The organism is Neisseria sp. P0018.S001, assembly GCF_051957355.1.
GTDB classification, from domain to species: Bacteria; Pseudomonadota; Gammaproteobacteria; order Burkholderiales; family Neisseriaceae; genus Neisseria; species Neisseria subflava_A.
This window is the reverse complement of record NZ_JBQCWN010000001.1, coordinates 165,232-184,487: the sequence shown is the minus strand read 5'-3', so window position 1 is coordinate 184,487 and position 19,256 is coordinate 165,232. Positions and strand designations below refer to the sequence as shown.

General features: G+C 49.2%; 16 protein-coding genes. 12 read left to right on the top strand and 4 right to left on the bottom strand.

Annotated features, from left to right (window positions below):
• Positions 1-200 precede the first annotated feature (200 nt).
• From ACTHTJ_RS00875 to ACTHTJ_RS00840, 8 genes are all read left to right on the top strand, one after another.
• The gene (locus tag ACTHTJ_RS00875; RefSeq protein WP_070459838.1) at positions 201-1,238 is read left to right on the top strand and encodes a rod shape-determining protein; all 1,038 of its coding nucleotides are present in this window, start codon (positions 201-203) and stop codon (positions 1,236-1,238) included.
• An 11-nt stretch (positions 1,239-1,249) separates the two neighbouring features.
• Positions 1,250-2,092, top strand: coding sequence for a rod shape-determining protein MreC (gene mreC, locus ACTHTJ_RS00870; RefSeq protein ID WP_070584112.1), 843 nt, complete (start codon positions 1,250-1,252; stop codon positions 2,090-2,092).
• 4 nt (positions 2,093-2,096) lie between these two features.
• Positions 2,097-2,597, top strand: a complete 501-nt coding sequence (mreD, locus tag ACTHTJ_RS00865) for a rod shape-determining protein MreD (RefSeq protein WP_070584110.1) — start codon at positions 2,097-2,099, stop codon at positions 2,595-2,597.
• A 4-nt stretch (positions 2,598-2,601) separates the two neighbouring features.
• Positions 2,602-4,650, top strand: a complete 2,049-nt coding sequence (gene mrdA / locus ACTHTJ_RS00860) for a penicillin-binding protein 2 (RefSeq protein WP_070584108.1) — start codon at positions 2,602-2,604, stop codon at positions 4,648-4,650.
• Entirely contained in the window at positions 4,643-5,794 is a 1,152-nt protein-coding gene (gene rodA / locus ACTHTJ_RS00855) for a rod shape-determining protein RodA (RefSeq protein WP_070584107.1), read from the top strand. Before mrdA ends, rodA begins: the two co-directional genes overlap by 8 nt.
• Position 5,795: 1 nt before the next feature.
• Entirely contained in the window at positions 5,796-6,455 is a 660-nt protein-coding gene (locus tag ACTHTJ_RS00850; protein ID WP_070584105.1) for a MarC family protein, read from the top strand.
• 79 nt (positions 6,456-6,534) lie between these two features.
• Positions 6,535-7,878 (top strand): aldehyde dehydrogenase family protein, encoded by a 1,344-nt coding sequence (locus ACTHTJ_RS00845; protein WP_070584103.1) that lies wholly within the window; start codon positions 6,535-6,537, stop codon positions 7,876-7,878.
• Between the two features lie 102 nt (positions 7,879-7,980).
• Entirely contained in the window at positions 7,981-8,340 is a 360-nt protein-coding gene (locus ACTHTJ_RS00840; RefSeq protein WP_440360739.1) for a hypothetical protein, read from the top strand.
• Between the two features lie 275 nt (positions 8,341-8,615).
• Here ACTHTJ_RS00840 and ACTHTJ_RS00835 read toward each other — a convergent pair whose 3' ends face one another.
• The 3 genes from ACTHTJ_RS00835 to mltG all read right to left on the bottom strand — a co-directional run bounded on the left by ACTHTJ_RS00835 (position 8,616) and on the right by mltG (position 11,849).
• The gene (locus ACTHTJ_RS00835; RefSeq protein WP_080974648.1) at positions 8,616-9,896 is read right to left on the bottom strand and encodes a malic enzyme-like NAD(P)-binding protein; all 1,281 of its coding nucleotides are present in this window, start codon (positions 9,894-9,896) and stop codon (positions 8,616-8,618) included.
• Positions 9,897-10,159: 263 nt separating this feature from the next.
• Complete coding sequence (tmk, locus tag ACTHTJ_RS00830) at positions 10,160-10,786, bottom strand: dTMP kinase (RefSeq protein ID WP_070584099.1); 627 nt, start codon at positions 10,784-10,786, stop codon at positions 10,160-10,162.
• A 67-nt stretch (positions 10,787-10,853) separates the two neighbouring features.
• Positions 10,854-11,849 carry an endolytic transglycosylase MltG gene (mltG, locus tag ACTHTJ_RS00825; RefSeq protein WP_049331460.1) on the bottom strand — a complete coding sequence of 332 codons (996 nt, stop codon included), beginning with the start codon at positions 11,847-11,849 and terminating at the stop codon, positions 10,854-10,856.
• Between the two features lie 115 nt (positions 11,850-11,964).
• Here mltG and ampD point away from each other — a divergent pair, with 115 nt between their 5' ends.
• The 4 genes from ampD to galU all read left to right on the top strand — a co-directional run bounded on the left by ampD (position 11,965) and on the right by galU (position 17,577).
• A complete protein-coding gene (gene ampD, locus ACTHTJ_RS00820) occupies positions 11,965-12,531 on the top strand; it encodes a 1,6-anhydro-N-acetylmuramyl-L-alanine amidase AmpD (RefSeq protein WP_070584097.1) in 567 nt (188 codons plus the stop codon).
• A gap of 178 nt (positions 12,532-12,709) precedes the next feature.
• Positions 12,710-13,978, top strand: coding sequence for a cell division protein ZipA C-terminal FtsZ-binding domain-containing protein (locus ACTHTJ_RS00815; RefSeq protein ID WP_070584095.1), 1,269 nt, complete (start codon positions 12,710-12,712; stop codon positions 13,976-13,978).
• Between the two features lie 139 nt (positions 13,979-14,117).
• Positions 14,118-16,586 (top strand): NAD-dependent DNA ligase LigA, encoded by a 2,469-nt coding sequence (ligA, locus tag ACTHTJ_RS00810; protein ID WP_440360740.1) that lies wholly within the window; start codon positions 14,118-14,120, stop codon positions 16,584-16,586.
• Between the two features lie 127 nt (positions 16,587-16,713).
• Positions 16,714-17,577 carry a UTP--glucose-1-phosphate uridylyltransferase GalU gene (galU, locus tag ACTHTJ_RS00805; protein WP_070584091.1) on the top strand — a complete coding sequence of 288 codons (864 nt, stop codon included), beginning with the start codon at positions 16,714-16,716 and terminating at the stop codon, positions 17,575-17,577.
• Between the two features lie 55 nt (positions 17,578-17,632).
• Here galU and ACTHTJ_RS00800 read toward each other — a convergent pair whose 3' ends face one another.
• Positions 17,633-19,129 carry a TrkH family potassium uptake protein gene (locus ACTHTJ_RS00800; RefSeq protein ID WP_070584090.1) on the bottom strand — a complete coding sequence of 499 codons (1,497 nt, stop codon included), beginning with the start codon at positions 19,127-19,129 and terminating at the stop codon, positions 17,633-17,635.
• Between the last annotated feature and the right edge of the window lie 127 nt (positions 19,130-19,256).

The window sequence follows — 19,256 nt, the reverse complement described above, 5'->3', positions numbered from 1 at the left end:
CCTCTTGGGTTTGGGGTATCATTGCATTTCGTCTTCTATGAAGCGAAGAATTATAACCGAAAACCAAACAGGTTGGCATGGTGTTTTGATTCAGACGGCCTTTTAAGGGCGCATTTATCCGTCTAAAACCGTGTACCTGTTTTTCTTATTTTAAATACTGCTTAAAGCATCCGGACTGGGCCGGAATTTCAGGAATCCTAATGTTTCGTCTTTTATCTCGTTTCCTCTCCAATGATATTGCCATCGATTTGGGCACGGCCAACACGCTGATTTTTGTACGCGGCAAAGGGATTGTTTTGGATGAGCCGTCCATGGTTGCGATTCAATCCGGCGCAGGCAATAAAAGTAAAATTATGGCAGTGGGCACGGAAGCCAAAAAGATGCAGGGTCGTGCGCCGCGCAATATCGAAATTGTCCGCCCGATGAGGGACGGTGTGATTGCAGACTTTGTGATCACCGAGCGTATGCTGGGGATGTTGATTAAAAAAGCCACCGAAGGACGGTCTTTGGTTCCGCCTCGTGTGGTTATCTGTGTTCCGGGCGGCTCTACCCAAGTGGAACGTAAAGCAATTTTGGATTCGGCGTTTGCCGCCGGCGCGGCAAGCGTGCATTTGATTGAAGAACCGATGGCCGCCGCTTTGGGCGCGGGCTTGCCGATTGAAGATGCGGCAGGTTCGATGATTGTCGATATTGGCGGCGGTACGACTGAAATCGGTATTCTTTCACTGGGCGGCATGGCCTATTCTGCTTCTGTCCGCGCAGCCGGCGATGAATTCGATAAAAGTATCATCCATTACCTGCGCCGCCATCGCGGTGTCTTGATTGGCGAAGCTACAGCCGAAGAATTGAAGAAACAAATCGGCTCTGCCTCGGGCTTTGAAACCGAAACAGCCATGCGCATTAAAGGCCGCGATCTGGCCGAAGGTACGCCTAAATCCTTGGCAGTTACTTCAGATGAAATCCGTGAAGCATTGAGTGAAACGGTAAATCAAATCATCCGTGCCGTTCGTCTAGCTTTGGAACAGGCTCCGCCTGAATTGGCCGGCGACATCGCCGACCGCGGTATTATGCTGACCGGCGGCGGTGCGCTTCTGCACGGTATCGATACTGTCTTGGCCGACGCAACCGGCCTGCCCGTCGGTATTGCCGACCAACCTCTGAACTGCGTTGCCTATGGTGCCGGTAAGGCTTTGGACTATATCGGCAAATGGGATACCGTATTCACGGAAAACCCATAAGGTAGATGGTTATGGAACGCTCTTCTTTGCGCTTTGACGAGGCAAAAGGCTCTAAGCTGTTGCCTCGTTTTGTCGTTTATATCGCTCTGGCTGCCGGCCTGATGGTGGCAGATTACCGCTTTTCATTGATGCAGCCTGTACGTGCTGCAGTAATGCCCATGCTCTATCCTGTTCAATGGCTGGCAAATCAACCTGTTCAACTTTATCAATATTTTGCCGACCTCTCCCAGTCCAAATCTGAGCTCTTGGAACAAAACCGCCAACTTCTGGAAGAAAATGGCCGTCTGAAAATTGATTTGCAGCGAGATAAAGTCAATACTGATGAATTGCGCGAATTAAAAAAACTGTACGGTTTGCAACAAAAAGGCATTCACAACGTTATCGGTGCGGAAGTCATTTCCAATGGCAAAGATCCGCTTTCCGAAAGACTGATTATCGGCAAGGGCGGCCAAGATGGTTTGAAAGTTGGTGATGCGGTCATCGATCAAAGCGGTTTGATCGGCCTGTTGACACAAGTTCACACACAAAGTGCGGAAATTGGGCTGATTTCAGGCGGACAAAGCATTGTCCCCATAGCCGTCAGTCGCACCGGCGAACGCAATTTGGTATACGGCAATGGCAACGGTTTGGATTTGCGCTATTTCCCAACCGGTTCAGACTTGAAACCCGGCGATATTCTACTGACTTCCGGCTTGGACGGTACTTATCCGGCGGGGATTCCGGTTGCAACCGTCAGCAAAGTTGTCCGCGCATCGGGAACGCCTTATTACGATACACAACTGACGCCTTTGGCCGCTTTACGCAGCAGCCGTTTTGTCTTGGTACTTTCTTCCGCACCTTCTTCCCCACGCTGATTTCATGAACGATTTTGACGATTCTTACCGTGCAGTACCGCTGCACATCATGGCGGCCAGTCTCATCGTGATGATGATACTGGACTTTATGCCGTTTTCCTTTGACGGATTCTTTTGGCTGCCTGAAATGACAGCACTGATGTTGCTGTATTGGACATTGCACCAACCGCAACGCGCAGGCATGGGACTGGCTTTTGCCATCGGCCTGATTGTCGATGCCGCAACCGCCGCAACTTTGGGCTTGCACGCCCTGTCTTACGTCGTGATGACTTATTTCATTTTAAACCGCCGCCGCCAAATCATGCTTTACGGCCACATTATGCAATTGGCCGCTGTATTGGCTGCGCTGCTTCTCAATCAGACCGCCTTAACTGTTGTCCGTTTGTTCCTCAATCATCAGGTCATCACTTTGCAAGGCTTTGTTGCCCCATTTGTCGGCGCATTGCTTTGGCCGATACTCAGCCAACTGATGCTGATTGTGACCCGTATTTACCGCTCCCACTGAAAAGATGAAACCGATTCTTCCACGCCGTCTTTCCGGTGGTCAACATACCAAAAAACCTTCTGCTCAGGCAGCACAAGCCGACGCTTTGTTGCGCCTGCTTGTTGCTTTTATCCTGATTATCATCTTCTTTTCCATCTTGCTGGCGCGGTTCTTCTACCTGCAAGTGACTCAACACAACGAGTTTTCCGGTCAGGCATCGAACAACCGCATTACCCTGATTCCAACACCGCCCGTACGCGGCGAAATCGTCGATATCAACGGCGTTCCTTTGGCCAAAAACTATCCAGTCTTTTCGCTCGAAGTTATTCCCAGCCGCATTGAAGGTAAGATGGAAGATGTCATTGAAGCATTGAAAAAATATGTTGATATTACGCCGACAGATTTAAAACGCTTCAAAAAATACCGCGAAAGCTATCGAAAATTTGAAAATATCCCGCTCAAGCTCAGGCTGACCGATGAAGAGGCCGCCCGTTTGTCCGTACATCTGCGTGAATTTAAAGGCGTAGAGGTCAACTCACGCACATTCCGCGAATATCCTTACGGCAAACTGACTTCCCACTTCTTAGGCTATATCGGCCGTATTAGTGATAAAGACAAAGAAATGCTGGAAGAAGAAGGCCTGACCGTCCTCTACCGCGGCAGTACGCATATCGGCAAATCCGGCTTGGAAAAATATTACGAACACCAGCTTCATGGCATTCCAGGCTATCAGGAAGTCGAAAAAGACGCTTACGGCAATATCGTCCGCGTATTGAAAAATGTTCCGTCCAAAATGGGGCAAACCTTGCGCCTGGGCATGGATATTCGTATGCAGCAGGAAGCCGACCGCATTTTAGGCGACCGCCGTGGCGCATTGGTGGCCATCAATCCGCAAGACGGCACTGTTTTGGCATTTGTTTCCAAACCTTCTTTTGATCCCAACCTCTTTATTGACGGCATCGACAGTGATACTTGGAAAATGCTGAATGACGATTGGAAAAAGCCTTTGATCAACCGCGTTCCCCAAGGCCTTTACCCGCCGGGTTCTACATTCAAACCCTTTATGGGCATGGCCTTATTGGAAAGCGGCAAAATCACTCAAAACACCATCATCCCCGCCCCCGGAGCATGGAGCATACCCGGCAGCCGCCATATTTTCCGCGACTCTGTCCGCAGCGGCCACGGCTCGGCCAACTTGAGTAAAGCCATCCAAGTATCTTCAGATACCTTCTTCTACCGCTTGGGTTACGAAATGGGTATCGATAAAGCCTCTCCGTATCTGGCACAATTCGGTTTCGGACAAAAAACCGGCATTGACCTGCCCAGCGAATACACAGGCGTTTTGCCTAGCCGCGAATGGAAAGCCAAACGTTTTGCCAAATCTTCCGACCCTACCGCCAAAGAATGGCGCGCCGGCGAAATGGTTTCTGTCAGCATCGGACAAGGCTACAACGCCTACACACCTTTGCAAATGGCTCATGCAACAGCATCTCTGGCCAATAACGGTGTCGTTTATCAGCCGCATTTGGTCAAAGAAGTATTAGATTTTGGCGCACGCAAAATTACCCGAATCAACCCTAATCCCGAGCGTCAAATTCCGTTCAAAGCCGACAACTTCGAATACGTCAAACGCGCAATGGAAAAGGTATTGAAACCGGGCGGCACGGCACACCGTATCGGTGGCGGACTCGCTTATACGATGGGCGGTAAAACCGGTACGGCCCAGGTCGTACAAATCAAACAAGGCGGACGCTACAACGCCGCAGCCCTGCGCGAACAACACCGCGACCACGCATGGTTTATCTCGTTTGCGCCATTGGAAAAACCTGAAATCGCCATTGCCGTTATTTTGGAAAACGGCGGCTGGGGTGCGTATGCCGCGCCATTGGCCCGTGAAATAACTGATTTTTATATGTTTCACGTCAAGCCGCAACAGTTTTCAGACGGCCTTGAGTCAGATTTAGCCAAAACTGAAACAACGAACAAGCATCAGCCTATTACCAGCATTTTCCAATCTGCCTACGGACTGACGCCGACAAGCCCTGCCTCACAGCCGGAGGTTCATCATGAATAACACATCAGCGTGGAAAAATTTCAAATCCACCATTGCAGCCCCGATTGACCCTTGGCTGTTTTTTGCCATGCTCGCCATCTACATCATGAGCCTGTTCCTGCTCTATTCTGCAGACGGGCAAGAGTTCGGCCAATTGGAAAACAAAACCATCCATACCGTTTTGGGCTTTGCCCTGTTATGGATTATCGCCGTATTCAAGCCGCAAACGGCTGCCAAAGTTGCCCTACCTGTTTACATTGTCGGCGTATTACTGTTGATTGGCGTCGAAGTCGCCGGCGTTACCGTCAACGGCTCAACCCGTTGGCTGAGTCTCGGCTTTACCCGTATCCAGCCTTCCGAAATCATGAAAATCGGCATTCCCATGACTGTCGCGTGGTATTTCCAACGCTATGAAGGCCGTCTGAAATGGATACATTATATTGTCGCCCTCGTGCTGATTCTTGTTCCTGTCGCCCTGATTTTGAAACAGCCCGACCTCGGTACAGCCGCGCTGATTATGGCTTCGGGTATTTTTGTCATCTTCTTTGCCGGATTGCCTTGGAAGGCTATTTTTGCCGCCATTATTGCCTTTGTGGCCGCTTTGCCGCTCTTGTGGAATTACGGCATGCACGACTACCAGAAAACCCGCGTCCTCACCCTGCTTGACCCAACCAAAGATCCGTTAGGTGCAGGCTACCACATTATCCAATCCATGATTGCCATCGGCTCGGGCGGCGTATGGGGTAAGGGCTGGCTCAACGGCACGCAAACCCATTTGGACTATATTCCCGAATCAACGACTGACTTTATTTTTGCGGTATTCGGCGAAGAGTTCGGCCTGATCGGCAATATCCTTTTGCTGCTGGTTTACCTTATTATTTTGGCACGCGGATTGTGGATTGCCGCGCAAGCGCAATCCCTTTACAGTCGTACTTTGGCAGGCGCGTTGACCATGACTTTTTTCTGCTATGCCTTTGTAAACATGGGCATGGTCAGCGGTATTTTGCCCGTTGTCGGCGTCCCCCTCCCCTTGGTCAGCTACGGCGGTACGGCTACGCTTTCCATCATGGTGGTGATCGCCCTGTTGATGGGTATTGCCAATGAACACAAAAACCTCCGCCGCCGTAATGCGGATAACGATAACCTAACTGAAAGCGAGGAATAATATGGAACTGGGTGTAGAAATCGGCAAGCTGCTTGTGGCATTTCTCGTGCTGATTAATCCTTTCAGCGCACTCTCAATTTATCTTGATCTGACACAAAACCACAGCACCAAAGAAAAGCGCAGAATCGCGCGTACTGCCGCATTGGCTGTTTTCATCGTAATCATCGTCTTTGCACTGAGCGGCGGTATCTTATTGAAAGTACTAGGCATCAGCGTCGGCTCTTTCCAAGTCGGCGGCGGTATTCTGGTTTTACTGATTGCCATCTCCTTAATGAACGGCAACGATAATCCTGCCAAACCCAAAATTGATCCCCATTCAGGAGAACATCAAAGTGCGCAACAAGTCCGCCGCAATGAAAAAGCGATTGCCGTCGTACCCATTGCCATTCCGATTACCATCGGTCCCGGCGGTATCTCCACTGTCATCATTTATTCCTCTGCCGCCAAAAATTACAGCGATATTGCCCTGATTATCATCTCCGGCTTTTTGGTCAGCCTGATTTGCTATTTCATTCTGGTCGTGGCCGGACGCATCAGCAAACGCTTGGGCACTACCGGCCTGACCATCCTCAACCGCATCATGGGCATGATGCTTGCCGCCATTTCCGTAGAGATTATTGTTGCCGGCTTAAAATCTATTTTTCCCCAACTGGTCGCTTGAAGTACAATTATCACAATAAAAGGCCGTCTGAAACGTTTTCAGACGGCCTCATAAAAACATAAAAACAAAGGAGCCAACCATGTTTCACAGCACCCATGTCTTTACCGGTGAAACCATTTGCCGCCGACCAGCACAAAGCTACACTGAATTTACCGACAAATTAAACCGCCTCCAAACCCTTCAGCAAACCTTCGCCCAATCAAGCATTACCGAGCGCACCGCCCTCTTACAGCAATTTGCCGACAGCCTTACCCAAAACCAAGAACGCCTTGCCGAAATGGTTTGCGAAGAAGTCGGACGCTGCCTGCACGAATGTCGTGCCGAAATCAGCAAATCCATCGAGCTTATCCGCTACTACGTCCGCCTTGCCCCCGAACTGCTTGCCCATAAAACCATCGCCACCCAAGCCAGCCTCAGCCAAGTCCGCTTCGAGCCTTTGGGCGTTGTTTTGGCAGTCATGCCGTGGAATTATCCTATTTGGCAGATTTTACGATTTGCCATCCCTGCCCTTTGTGCAGGCAATGCCTGCGCGGTCAAACCTGCGCCCAGTGTCGCCCGCGTCAGCGAAACCCTATTCAGCCTTGTCCCCGAAGGTTTGCCGCTTATCGGCGCATGGTTAAGCCATGAAGACACGCTTCAAGCCATTGAAGATACCGATGCCATGGCATTTACCGGTTCGACCCATACCGGTCGCTTGCTGGCCGCCCATGCGGGCAGACATCTGAAAAAAACCGTCCTTGAACTGGGCGGCAGCAATCCGTTCATTATCCTGCCTGATGCCGATCTGCAACGTGCAGCCATCGATGCCTGCTATTCGCGTTTCCGCGATGCCGGACAATCCTGCAATGCCGCCAAACGCATCATTGTTACCCAAGATATTGCCGAACAGTTTATCCCGCTTTTCCTTGCCGAGTGCGCCAAACTGCAAACCGGCAACCCCAAAGATCCGAATACCACCCTTGCCCCGCTTCACCGCCAAGACCTGCGTCAAAACGTGCACGAGCAGGTTCAAGATGCGGTTGCACACGGTGCGCAATGCTTGAGCGGCGGCTATATTCCTGAGGGAGAAAGCTGGTTTTACCCTGCCACGGTATTGGATCAAGTCAATCCAAACTGCCGCGTTTGGCACGAAGAAGTCTTCGGCCCAGTTGCCATGATTTTACGCGCCGACAATCCGGATCACGCCGTCGCACTTGCCAATGACACACCTTTCGGCCTCGGCGCCTGTATCTACACAGCGGACACAGCAAATGCATGGCAATACGCCGAAAAAATCCAAGCAGGCTCTGTCTTTATCAACCGTCATACCAGCAGCGACCTGCGCCTCCCCTTTGGCGGCGTCAAAGCTTCCGGCTATGGACGCGAGCTATCAGAATTCGGGCTGTACGAGTTCGTCAACGTCAAAACCTATTGGCAAAAATAAACCGTTTCATTAACTCAGGCCGTCTGAAACCGTTTTCAGACGGCCTGATAAGGTGGAAAATTTGACAATCCACCTTATATTAAAGTTCAGTAAGGAAAATTTATGATTTCTGATTTTTGTAAATTATTTATTAGTAGTCAAGATAAAAATCTAATCTCTGCAGCGATTGAAAATTTATTTAAATCACCATTAATAAATGGTAAATATATAGAAACTGAAATGTTAGATATTTATTTTTTTAATAATGATGAATTTGATGAAAAACGTAATTTTAACTTTAAAGATAATTTTTTATATTTTCCATTTATCATAGAGATAATTATGTTAAATCAATATGATATTGATGAATGTATCAATAAAATTAATAATTTTTTAGAATATTTAAACCATGCAAATATTATCACAATTATTTCTTGTGATTTCGAAGAAATGGTACCAGCTTTAAATAGGTATAAACCATAGCGAGCGTAGCGTGGGTCGCCGATAAGTTGTTTAAAAAAGCTGGCAAAAATATTGTATTTAATCCCGTACAAACCCTGCAAAGTCAAAGCCGCTCAAAAATAAGAAACCTATCTTAGAAAACAATCCATATTCCCACGTCGATTTTGAACCAGCAGATTATCGTATTCTTTATTACAATTACTGCATTAAGCCATTTCTAAAATACCCAATAAACAAAAGGGCCGTCTGAAATACAACTTTCAGACGGCCTTTTCAATCAAGCACTATTTACTGAATTACAGTTCCCATGCAGCCAATTTAGCAGCGTACGCATCCAAGTCAGCGATTGGACGGGTAGCCACGCCGCTTTCCATAGCTGCTTTAGCGGTAGCAGAAGCAACGCGAGGTAACAGGCGGGAGTCGAATGGAGTAGGAATTAGGTATTCCGCGCCGAATTCAAATTTCTTACCATAAGCGGCAACCACTTCTTCAGTTACTTCTTCCATTGCCAAGTCAGCCAAAGCGTATACGCAAGCGCGTTTCATTTCTTCGTTGATGGTGGTCGCGCCGACATCCAATGCGCCACGGAAGATGAATGGGAAGCACAATACGTTGTTTACTTGGTTCGGGAAGTCTGAGCGGCCGGTACCGATGACCACATCCGGACGGGTTTCTTTTGCCAATGGAGGCAGAATTTCCGGATTTGGGTTTGCCATAGCGAACACGATTGGTTTTTCGTTCATGGTATTCAGCATTTCAGGAGTCAGCAGGTTTGCACCGGACAGACCCAAGAAGATGTCTTTACCTTTAACGGCATCAGCCAATACGCGTTGGCCGTTGTCTTCGATGGCGTAGAACTGTTTGGACTCGTCCATACGGTCTTTGTCTTCGCGTGTTTTGTAAATCACGCCTTTGGAGTCGCAGACAGTTACGTTTTCACGTTTCAGACCCAAATCCAGCAATTGGTTCAAGCAGGCAATCGCTGCAGCACCTGCGCCGGAGCACACCAAAGTCGCTTCTTCAATTTTGCGGCCGGTATAACGCAAAGCGTTCAGTACAGCGGCAGCGGTAATGATGGCGGTACCGTGTTGGTCGTCGTGGAATACAGGGATTTTGCAACGTTTGCGCAATTCGCGTTCGATGTAGAAGCACTCAGGCGCTTTGATGTCTTCGAGGTTGATACCGCCGAAAGTCGGTTCCAAAGAAGCGATGATGTCTACCAGTTTTTGCGGGTCTTTTTCATCGATTTCGATATCGAATACGTCAACACCGGCGAATTTTTTGAACAATACGCCTTTGCCTTCCATTACAGGTTTACCGGCCAATGCGCCGATATTGCCCAAACCCAACACTGCTGTACCGTTGGAAATCACGGCAACCAAGTTGCCTTTGGCAGTGTATTTGTAGGCAGTTTGCGGATCGGCATGGATTTCCATACAAGGAGCGGCTACGCCCGGAGAGTACGCCAACGCCAAGTCTTTAGAAGTAGCCAAAGATTTGGTTGGGGTAACGGAGATTTTGCCCGGCACGGGGAATTCGTGGAACTGCAGGGCGGCTTCTTTTAATGAATTTTCCATTTATCGATCCTGTTTGCGAGAGAGATTTTACAGCGAACAAGTCTGAAACAGGCTGCTTCAGACGTTTAAAATTTCTAAAGTCGGGTTGTTAACAGACCGGCTTTGTAAGAGGCCGTAATTTTATCATGTTCTTTTGGTGGCGCATACCGATATTTATTACATTTGTTTTGATGTTTCGTTTTATTTGGTTTTATACCTAAAAACTTCTGTAATAATATTTCTTCGCCACACTACCCTTCTTTCAGACGGCATTTTATTTAAACTTAAACATTCAATCTAAAATGACTGTCTAGCGCGGTTTCAATCTGATTTTTTACTGAGTCCAGACTTTGGCTGCTGTCGATGACGGCATAGCGTTCCGGCTGTTCGTTAGCACGTTGCAGATATACTTCGCGCACCCGATTGAAAAACTCGGCTTCTTCTTGTTCAAAGCGGTCTTTCTCACGCGTTTGGTTGATACGCGCCATTGACACTTCCAAAGGCACATCCAACAGCAAGGTTAAATCTGGGCGGAAATCGCCCTGCACCCAATGCTCAAGCGTGTCAATATCTTGCAAGGGAACGCCTCGTCCGCCTCCTTGATAGGCAAACGTTGCATCGGTAAAGCGGTCGGAAACGACATGCGTGCCGTTTTTCAGGGCAGGCAGAATGACTGTTTCCAAGTGTTGCTGTCTGGCTGCAAACATCAGCAGGGTTTCGGTACGCAGGCTGACTTGGGTGGCAGGGTTGAGCAGGATTTCACGCAATGCTTCTCCGGCCGGAGTACCTCCCGGTTCTCGCGTAAACAATACGGGCAGTTTGTGTTTCTCAAACCATGCTTTCATTACAGCAAGGTTGGTAGATTTGCCTGCGCCGTCTATGCCGTCAAGGGTAATAAATCTGGGTTTCATATGGATATCGTCAATTTAAAGGCCGTCTGAAACTGGGATTATAAATGTTTCAGACGGCCTATTCGGTTTATTTCTTCAAAATATATTTGCGTACGGCAGCGTTGTGTTCAGAAAGGTTGTGGCTGAACTCGCTCAAGCCCGTACCATCCATTTTTGAGACGAAATACAGATATTTTTCATCAGACGGATGACCCGCCGCTTCAAGCGCGGCCTTGCCGGGAAGCGCAATCGGCGTCGGCGTCAAACCGCTGCGCGTATAGGTATTGTAAGGCGTATCGCGTTGCAGGTCGGCTTTGCGGATTCTGCCTTTATACGCATCACCCATGCCATAGATGACGGTCGGGTCGGTTTGCAGGCGCATGCCGATATTCAGGCGGTTGACGAATACGGCGGCTACATGGGCGCGGTCGTCTTCGTGCGCGGTTTCTTTTTCAATCAGACTCGCCATAATCAGCATTTCGTACGGATTTTTATAAGGCAGGCCGCTTTGACGGTCATCCCATGCTTCTTGCAGGTTTTCCCGCATCTTACGGTAGGCGATTTTGTAAATTTGAAGATCGCTGCCGCCGGCATCAATTTCGTAACTATCCGGGAAAAACTGTCCTTCGGGATTGCTGCTCAAGGCATCGGGTGCCACTTCGGCCATCAGTTTTTCATCACTCCAACCGCGCGTATCGTGGGCAATGTCGGCAGTGTTATCGATAATACGGCGCATTTGTGCAAAACGCGCGCCTTCCAAAATTTGCACGCTGACCGAGTCAGGACGGCCTTTTTTAATGCGTTTTAAAATGTCCCAAGCCGATACTTTGGCAGATAGGCGGTAAGAGCCGGCATTAAGTTGGTTGTGTACGCCCATCACATATGCGGCGGCTACCAGCACATAACGGTTATAAACGATGCCGTCTTGAGCCAGTTTGCGGCTGACGGAAGAAATACCCTGATTTTTGGTAATGGTAATACGATATGGTTTGCCGTTGTCTTTCGGAACAAACAACAATGCGGCAACCACGGCGGCAAATGCCGTCAAAAATACGGCCAGCCATTTCAACAATTTTTTCAACATGGTAGGATTCTTGGTTTGTGAACGTGTCGGGCGACAGTATAACCGAAAACAAGCATATTAAGCCTGCCACCGTCCCAAACGTATGTTTTCCTATCCCGAAAGGCCGTCTGAAACCATGAATTCCCCTTCAAAAAACACTTGGCAAAACGGCCGTTGGCTGAATGCACGCCAAACTCATTCGCCCAATTTCAGCCCGCGAGAACCGGATGAAGACATCTCTTTGGTTGTCCTCCATAATATTTCCCTTCCTCCTTTTGAGTACAACACGGGGGCGGTGGAAAAATTGTTTACCAACCAAATCAACCCTGACGAGCATCCTTTTTTCAGCATCATCCACACCCTGCGCGTCTCCAGCCATTTTTTCATCAACCGTAAAGGCGAAACCGTCCAATTCGTTTCCTGCGACGACATGGCCTATCATGCCGGTGTATCGTCGTTTCAAGGCAGAGAAAAATGCAATGCCTTCTCCATCGGTATCGAATTGGAAGGCTGCGATTTCGAGCCTTTTACCGAAGCACAATACACCAGCCTGCAAGCCTTGCTGACCGCTATTTCCGAACATTATCCGATTCAGGCCGTTACCGGTCATCAGGACATCGCGCCGGACAGGAAAACCGATCCCGGACATTTCTTCGATTGGCCACGCCTTCAAAAAGCAGGTTTCCCCATCCGGCACGGATAACTTTCAGACGGCCTGAACAATGATTGGCAGACATAATGCTGTCACAACCGTTTATTTTCGTTATAATTCAGCTATTCATTCGGATGCATAAAGTCCGGCTCCAACTAACTTCCCACGCAGCAAGATTCCGCACCCTGTAAAAAGACGGAATGCTGCCTTTTTAAAAAGTGATTACTCCATGATTTTCATCGTCTTAGCCCTCGCCGCTCTTTTGGCGGTTATCGGTTACAACATGTACCAGGAAAACCAATACCGCAAACAAGTGCGTGAACAATTCGGCCATTCCGATAAGGATGCACTTTTGACCAGCAAAACCAAACACGTCCGCGACAGCAAAGAAACCGGCGGCCAAGGTTTGTTTATCAAGAAAAACAAAAAAACCGAAGAGGCTTTGCGTAATCTGCAAGAGCAAGATGAAATCTACGCGGCAAAAGCCAAACTGGCACACCCTGCCCAACTTAAAACTGATGTCGAGCTGACCATGGAAGACGATTTCTCCGCAGAAGAAAAAGTCCAACACACCGTTATCGGTTTGAACAACGAAATTACCATAAATCCTTCCGAAACCACTTCTGCTCCGGTTGAAACCGAAGCCGAACCTGTGGCACAAGTACCATTGATCAGCTTGGACGAATTGTCTCAAGTCGAGTTGCCTTGGTTTGACCCGCGCTTCGACTACATGGCCTACATCTCCCTGAAACAAGCCCAAGAATTGCACGCACTGCCGCGCCTTTCCAGCACACACCGCTTCCAAATCATCGGTTGCACCATGGACGACCATTTCCGCGTTGCCGAGCCGATTCCGGGCGTTTACTACCAAGGCTTCGTTATGGGCCTGCAAGCTGTCAGCCGTAACGGTTTGGCAGCGCGTGAAGAGCTGCAACACTTCGACCAACAGGTTGATGCTTTTGCCCAACTGATGGACGGCAAAGTTTTGCATACCGACTTGGATGCTTTCACCGAAGTCGCGCAAGCCCTCGACCAATTCTGTGCGCGTGTTGACCAAACCATCGCCATTCACTTGGTTTCCCATTCCAATATCAGCGGCGTAGAATTGCGTGCCGCCGTGGAAGATACAGGCTTCAAACTGGGCGAAGACGGCGCGTTCCATTTCGGTGACAACAACAACCCTCAACTGTTCTCTATCCATACTTTGGACAACAAACCATTTACCAATCCACTGTTGGACAACCAAGCCTACCGCGGTTTCAGCATGCTTCTGGATATTCCGCATGTTCCTGCCGGCGAAAAAACTTTCGACAAATTCATGGACTTGGCAGTCAAACTTTCCGGCCAACTCAGCTTGGATTTGGTTAACGACCAAATGGAAGAAGTTTCCACCCAATGGCTCAAAGACGTACGCAACTACGTTTTGGCCCGTCAGGAAGAAATGCTTAAAGTCGGCATCAAACCCGGCAGCAAACAAGCCCTGCGCCTGTTCTCTTAAACTTCCCCAATCAAAAAGCGGATATGCAATGACGGCATATCCGCTTTTTTCAGGTAAAATCCCTTCATCTTCAATATTCATCGATTTTCAGACGGCCTCTCTATCATCAGGCCGTCTGAAAACTCTATTTCGATTGCTCATGAATCCGACCGCACAACGTATCAAATACCTGACCGACCTCCTCAACCGCTATGCCTACGAATACTACACCCTAGACGCGCCCAGCATACCCGACGCCGAATACGACAAATTGTTCCGCGAGCTTGAAGCATTGGAGCGGAACTACCCCGAGTTCAAACTGCCTGACAGCCCGACCCAGCGTGTCGGTGGCGAGCCTTTGGCAGGCTTTGCCGAAGTGCGCCACGAAGTACCGATGCTGTCACTGACCAACGCCTTCTCGCCACAAGATGAAAACGGCGTGTTTGACCATGCCGAAATGTATGCTTTTGATGAGCGCGTTCATGGCGGATTAAACGGAGAAAAACCGGAATACGTTATCGAGCCTAAATTTGACGGTCTGGCCATCAGCCTGCTGTACCGCGACGGCGTATTGACTCAAGCGGCAACCCGTGGCGACGGCACAACAGGCGAAGACGTTACCCAAAACGTCAAAACCGTATCCAACATCCCCCTGCGCCTGCATGGAGAAAATATCCCAGAGCTTATCGAAATACGCGGCGAAGTACTGATGCTCAAAGCCGATTTTGCCGCTTTAAACGAACGACAGGCTGAAAACGGACAAAAACCTTTCGCCAATCCGCGCAATGCCGCCGCCGGCAGTCTGCGTCAACTCGATTCGCGCATTACGGCACAGCGCAAACTGCATTTCTTCCCCTATTCCATCGCCCGACAACAAGGCGGTTTTGTCGCGGAAGAACACCTGCAAGAGCTGAGCTACTGTAAAGAACTCGGCTTCAGCCTGCCTGACGGTAATTTCTGCTGTTTCAAAAATATCGACGAAGTATTGGCGTTTTACGAGCAAATGCAGCAAAAACGCCCTACTTTACCTTATGAAATCGACGGTATGGTCGTCAAAGTCAACAGCTTGGCGCAACAGCGCGAACTCGGTTTCATCTCACGCGCGCCGCGCTGGGCCATTGCCCACAAATTCCCTGCCGAAGAAGCATTGACCATTGTCGAAGCCATTGATGTACAAATCGGGCGCACCGGCGCAGTAACCCCCGTCGCCCGCCTACAACCTGTATTCGTCGGTGGCGTTACCGTTACCAACGCCACCCTGCACAATCAGGACGAAGTATCTCGAAAAGACGTACGCGTTGGCGACACAGTTGTCGTACGCCGCGCCGGAGACGTGATTCCCGAGGTAGTGCGCGTGATTTTTGAACGCCGCCCAATGCAGGAGACCAACATTGCTGTTTCAGACGGCCTGCAAGACGATTTGTTTGCAGAAACACCTTCTGAAACCCGCTCCGAACCGCTTCACAAACCTTACCGCCTGCCCACCCATTGCCCTATCTGTCACAGCGAAATCGAACGCGAAGAAGGCGAAGCGGTTGCCCGATGCAGCGGTGGCATGCTTTGCCAAGCACAACGTGCGCAAGGTTTAATCCACTTCGCCTCACGCAAAGCCATGGACATCGACGGACTTGGACAAAAACAAATCGAGCAACTGGTAGCACAAGATTTGGTTCGTCATTTCGCCGACCTCTACCGCCTCGATATCCCAACCCTGCAAAAAATGAAGGAAACGGCGGATAAAGCGTCAGCTAATGAAGAAGAACCATCAAACAGTGAGATTGAAGACTTTGAAAGTGAAACTAGTAATGCCTTGCTTAGCAAAACCATTAAAAAACAGCCGACCAAATGGGCAGAAAACATCCTCGCAGGCATAGAAGCCAGCAAAACGCCCGGACTTGCGCGCTTCCTTTTTGCCCTCGGCATCCGTCACGTTGGCGAACGCACAGCCAAAACGCTGGCACAGGCATTCGGCACACTCGAACATGTCCGCCATGCACCCGAACCCATCCTCGCCTGCCTGCCCGATATCGGCACGGTGGTTGCCCACTCCATCGCCCACTTTTTTGCCCAAGAAGCGCAACAGGCGATGATCGACGAGCTACTGGCTGTAGGTGTTGCCCCGCAAAGCCAGGCTGTCACTATCCCGCCGTTGCGCCATGCCGAGCCGCAACGCTGGATTGCCCGCCTGCCTGATTTTAAAATCAGCGAAACCAAAGCACTGGCCTTATGGGAGCTTGCCGGACAAAGCATAGAAGGTTTGCAAACTGACAAAGCGTTGCCTGCCGATTGGCAAACATGGCGCAGTAAACCGCAAAACTCAGCCCTGCTTGAAAATATGAAAACTTTCTTTGATCAAAAGCTGCCTGAGCTTCAAGATGAAACGATTTCAGACGGCATCAATGAGACCATAGCAGGAAAAACCTTTGTATTAACAGGAACTTTACCCACGCTCAAACGCGACCAAGCCCAAGCCATGATTGAGGCTGCCGGCGGTAAAGTTTCTGGTAGCGTATCCAAAAAAACCGACTACGTTGTCGCCGGAGAAGCCGCAGGCAGTAAATTGGAAAAAGCCCAAACGTTGGGCGTGGCCGTATTGAGCGAAGAAGAATTACTGACGTTGCTGGGATAAGACAGTATCTATGACCAATCCTCCTTTTCAGACCGTCTGATACTTTATCATGTGGTATTATCATTACATACGACTACATCTTTACACTTTTTGGGGTATAAACCCACAGTTAAAATAGGATAATAATATGAAACCCATTAAAAAATGCGTCTTCCCCGTTGCCGGTATGGGCACCCGTTTCTTGCCTGCGACCAAAGCCAGTCCCAAAGAAATGCTGCCTATCGTAGACAAACCTCTGATTCAATATGCAGTTGAAGAAGCGGTTGAAGCCGGCTGTACTGAAATGGTGTTCATCACCGGCCGTAACAAACGCAGTATCGAAGACCACTTCGACAAAGCATACGAGTTGGAAACCGAATTGGAATTGCGTCAAAAAGACAAGCTGTTGGAGCACGTTCGCGATATCCTGCCTCCCAACATTACCTGCATGTACATCCGTCAAACTGAAGCATTGGGTTTGGGTCATGCCGTATTGTGCGCGCAGGCTGCCGTTGGTAACGAGCCTTTTGCCGTTATTTTGGCAGACGATTTGATTGACACGCCTAAAGGCGCGTTGAAACAGATGGTTGATGTGTACAACCAAAGCGGTAACAGCATTTTAGGCGTTGAAACCGTTGATCCTTCTCAAACAGGCTCTTACGGTATCGTTGAAGTTGAAAAGCTGAAAAGCTATCAGCGTATCACCAACATAGTTGAAAAACCCAAACCGGAAGAAGCGCCTTCCAACCTTGCTGTTGTCGGCCGCTACATCCTGACTCCGCGTATTTTTGACTTGTTGACCAACCTGCCTCGCGGTGCCGGTAACGAAATCCAACTGACAGACGGTATTGCGCGCCTGCTCGACCATGAGTTTGTGTTGGCTCATGCATTTGATGGCAAACGCTACGACTGCGGCAGCAAATTGGGTTACCTTGAAGCAACCGTGGCTTACGGTTTGAAACACCCTGAAACCGGTGAACAATTCAAAGAATTGCTCAAACAATACGCTTAAGCCCAACCATTATAAAAAAGGCCGTCTGAAATTTCAGACGGCCTTTTTCTCACACTTATTTCTTCCAATATGCCGGAGTAAACAAAATTAAAACGGTAAAAATCTCCAAACGTCCCAACAACATCACCGCCGTACACAGCCACTTCTGCACATCGCTCAGCGCGGCGTAATTATGCGACGGACCGACTGCCCCCAAACCCGGACCTGCATTAGTAATACAGGCAATGACTGCCGTAAAGGCGGATAAAAAGTCCAAGCCTGCCGCCATCAGTAAAAAGCTGAATACAATGACCGTCATAAAATAAATAAAGATGAACGACATGACAGTCAGCGCCATGCGATCCGGAATAGAACGGTTGTTGACCTTTACCGTACGAACCGCGCGTGGGTGCAACAAAATCAGCATTTCGCGCAAGCTGAATTTGAACAATACCAACGCACGCACGTTTTTAATACCGCCCCCCATAGAGCCTGAACTTGCCAATACGTTCGACAGGAAAAACATCCACAACGACACAATCAGCGGCCATTGGGCAAAGTCAGCATTGGAGAAACCGCTGGCCAATCCGATGGACACAAAGTTGAAGCTGACAAAGCGTAAAGCTTCGCCAAGGCTTTGATAAACATCCTGCTGCCATAAATACAATGCCGAAATCAAAATACTGCCCGACAAAACCAGCAACATGGAACGGCATTCCTCATCTTTCCAATACACCTGCAAAGAGCGGTTGCCCAACGCAGTAAAGTGGCTGGCGAAATTGATACCGCCCCAGACAGTAAAAAACATCAACGTCCATTCGACTGCTACAGAATTGAAATATGCAACGCTGTCATCATGTGTCGAAAAACCGCCCAAGGCCACAGCCGACATCGCATGGCACAAGGCATCAAACCAACCCATACCGGCAATATGCAAGGATACAAAAGCCGCAGCAGTTGTCAGCGCATAGGCAAACCACAGCCGTTTGGCCACTTGCGAAATACGGGGAGCCATCTTGCTTTCCTTATCCATACCCGGAATTTCCGCTTTGAAGAGCTGCGTCCCCCCCACGCCCAACATCGGCAAAATCGCCACAGCCAGCACGATAATACCCATACCGCCAAGCCAGTTGAGCATGTGCCGCCAAAAATTGACCGATGGATCCAGCGTATCCAAGCCGGAAATCACTGTTGCCCCCGTTGTCGTCAGCCCCGACATCGCTTCAAAAAACGCATCGGTGAAACTCATGGACGGCATATAGAAATAAATCGGCATCGCCGCCACGACGGCAAAAGCCAGCCATAGCATCAATACCAGGGTAAATCCGTCACGCGGCCGCAATTCACGGTTGAAACGCAAAGTCAGCATCCAAGTAACGCACGACACCAGCAATACCGTTAAAGCCGTGTAGGCAAACACGAAAAACGCGCTGTCGTGATAAAAATACGACATCAGTGTCGGCACAGCCAACAGCAGTGAAAACAACAGCCCCAGCTTGGACAATACATGGATAATCGGCACAACCTTACTTACCGCACCACCCAATCTGAAACCCTTATGCAAATACATCATATCCCTATCATCAGAAAACAAAATATTCAGACGGCCTCATGAAAAAAAAGCCGTCTGAAACCGCATATTTTATCAAAATGCCGCAACCCCGTGATAAAGAAAAACCAAAAAACACTTGCCTGCTCTT

Bases quoted from the DNA above. Each gene is read 5' to 3' on its own strand.
- ACTHTJ_RS00840 (WP_440360739.1), top strand. From the start codon at position 7,981: ATGATTTCTGATTTTTGTAAATTATTTATTAGTAGTCAAGATAAAAAT.
- galU (WP_070584091.1), top strand. From the start codon at position 16,714: ATGAAACCCATTAAAAAATGCGTCTTCCCCGTTGCCGGTATGGGCACC.
- mreC (WP_070584112.1), top strand. From the start codon at position 1,250: ATGGAACGCTCTTCTTTGCGCTTTGACGAGGCAAAAGGCTCTAAGCTG.
- mreD (WP_070584110.1), top strand. From the start codon at position 2,097: ATGAACGATTTTGACGATTCTTACCGTGCAGTACCGCTGCACATCATG.
- ACTHTJ_RS00875 (WP_070459838.1), top strand. From the start codon at position 201: ATGTTTCGTCTTTTATCTCGTTTCCTCTCCAATGATATTGCCATCGAT.
- ACTHTJ_RS00800 (WP_070584090.1), bottom strand. From the start codon at position 19,129: ATGATGTATTTGCATAAGGGTTTCAGATTGGGTGGTGCGGTAAGTAAG.
- ACTHTJ_RS00815 (WP_070584095.1), top strand. From the start codon at position 12,710: ATGATTTTCATCGTCTTAGCCCTCGCCGCTCTTTTGGCGGTTATCGGT.
- ACTHTJ_RS00850 (WP_070584105.1), top strand. From the start codon at position 5,796: ATGGAACTGGGTGTAGAAATCGGCAAGCTGCTTGTGGCATTTCTCGTG.
- ACTHTJ_RS00845 (WP_070584103.1), top strand. From the start codon at position 6,535: ATGTTTCACAGCACCCATGTCTTTACCGGTGAAACCATTTGCCGCCGA.
- tmk (WP_070584099.1), bottom strand. From the start codon at position 10,786: ATGAAACCCAGATTTATTACCCTTGACGGCATAGACGGCGCAGGCAAA.
- ampD (WP_070584097.1), top strand. From the start codon at position 11,965: ATGAATTCCCCTTCAAAAAACACTTGGCAAAACGGCCGTTGGCTGAAT.
- ACTHTJ_RS00835 (WP_080974648.1), bottom strand. From the start codon at position 9,896: ATGGAAAATTCATTAAAAGAAGCCGCCCTGCAGTTCCACGAATTCCCC.
- rodA (WP_070584107.1), top strand. From the start codon at position 4,643: ATGAATAACACATCAGCGTGGAAAAATTTCAAATCCACCATTGCAGCC.
- mltG (WP_049331460.1), bottom strand. From the start codon at position 11,849: ATGTTGAAAAAATTGTTGAAATGGCTGGCCGTATTTTTGACGGCATTT.
- ligA (WP_440360740.1), top strand. From the start codon at position 14,118: ATGAATCCGACCGCACAACGTATCAAATACCTGACCGACCTCCTCAAC.
- mrdA (WP_070584108.1), top strand. From the start codon at position 2,602: ATGAAACCGATTCTTCCACGCCGTCTTTCCGGTGGTCAACATACCAAA.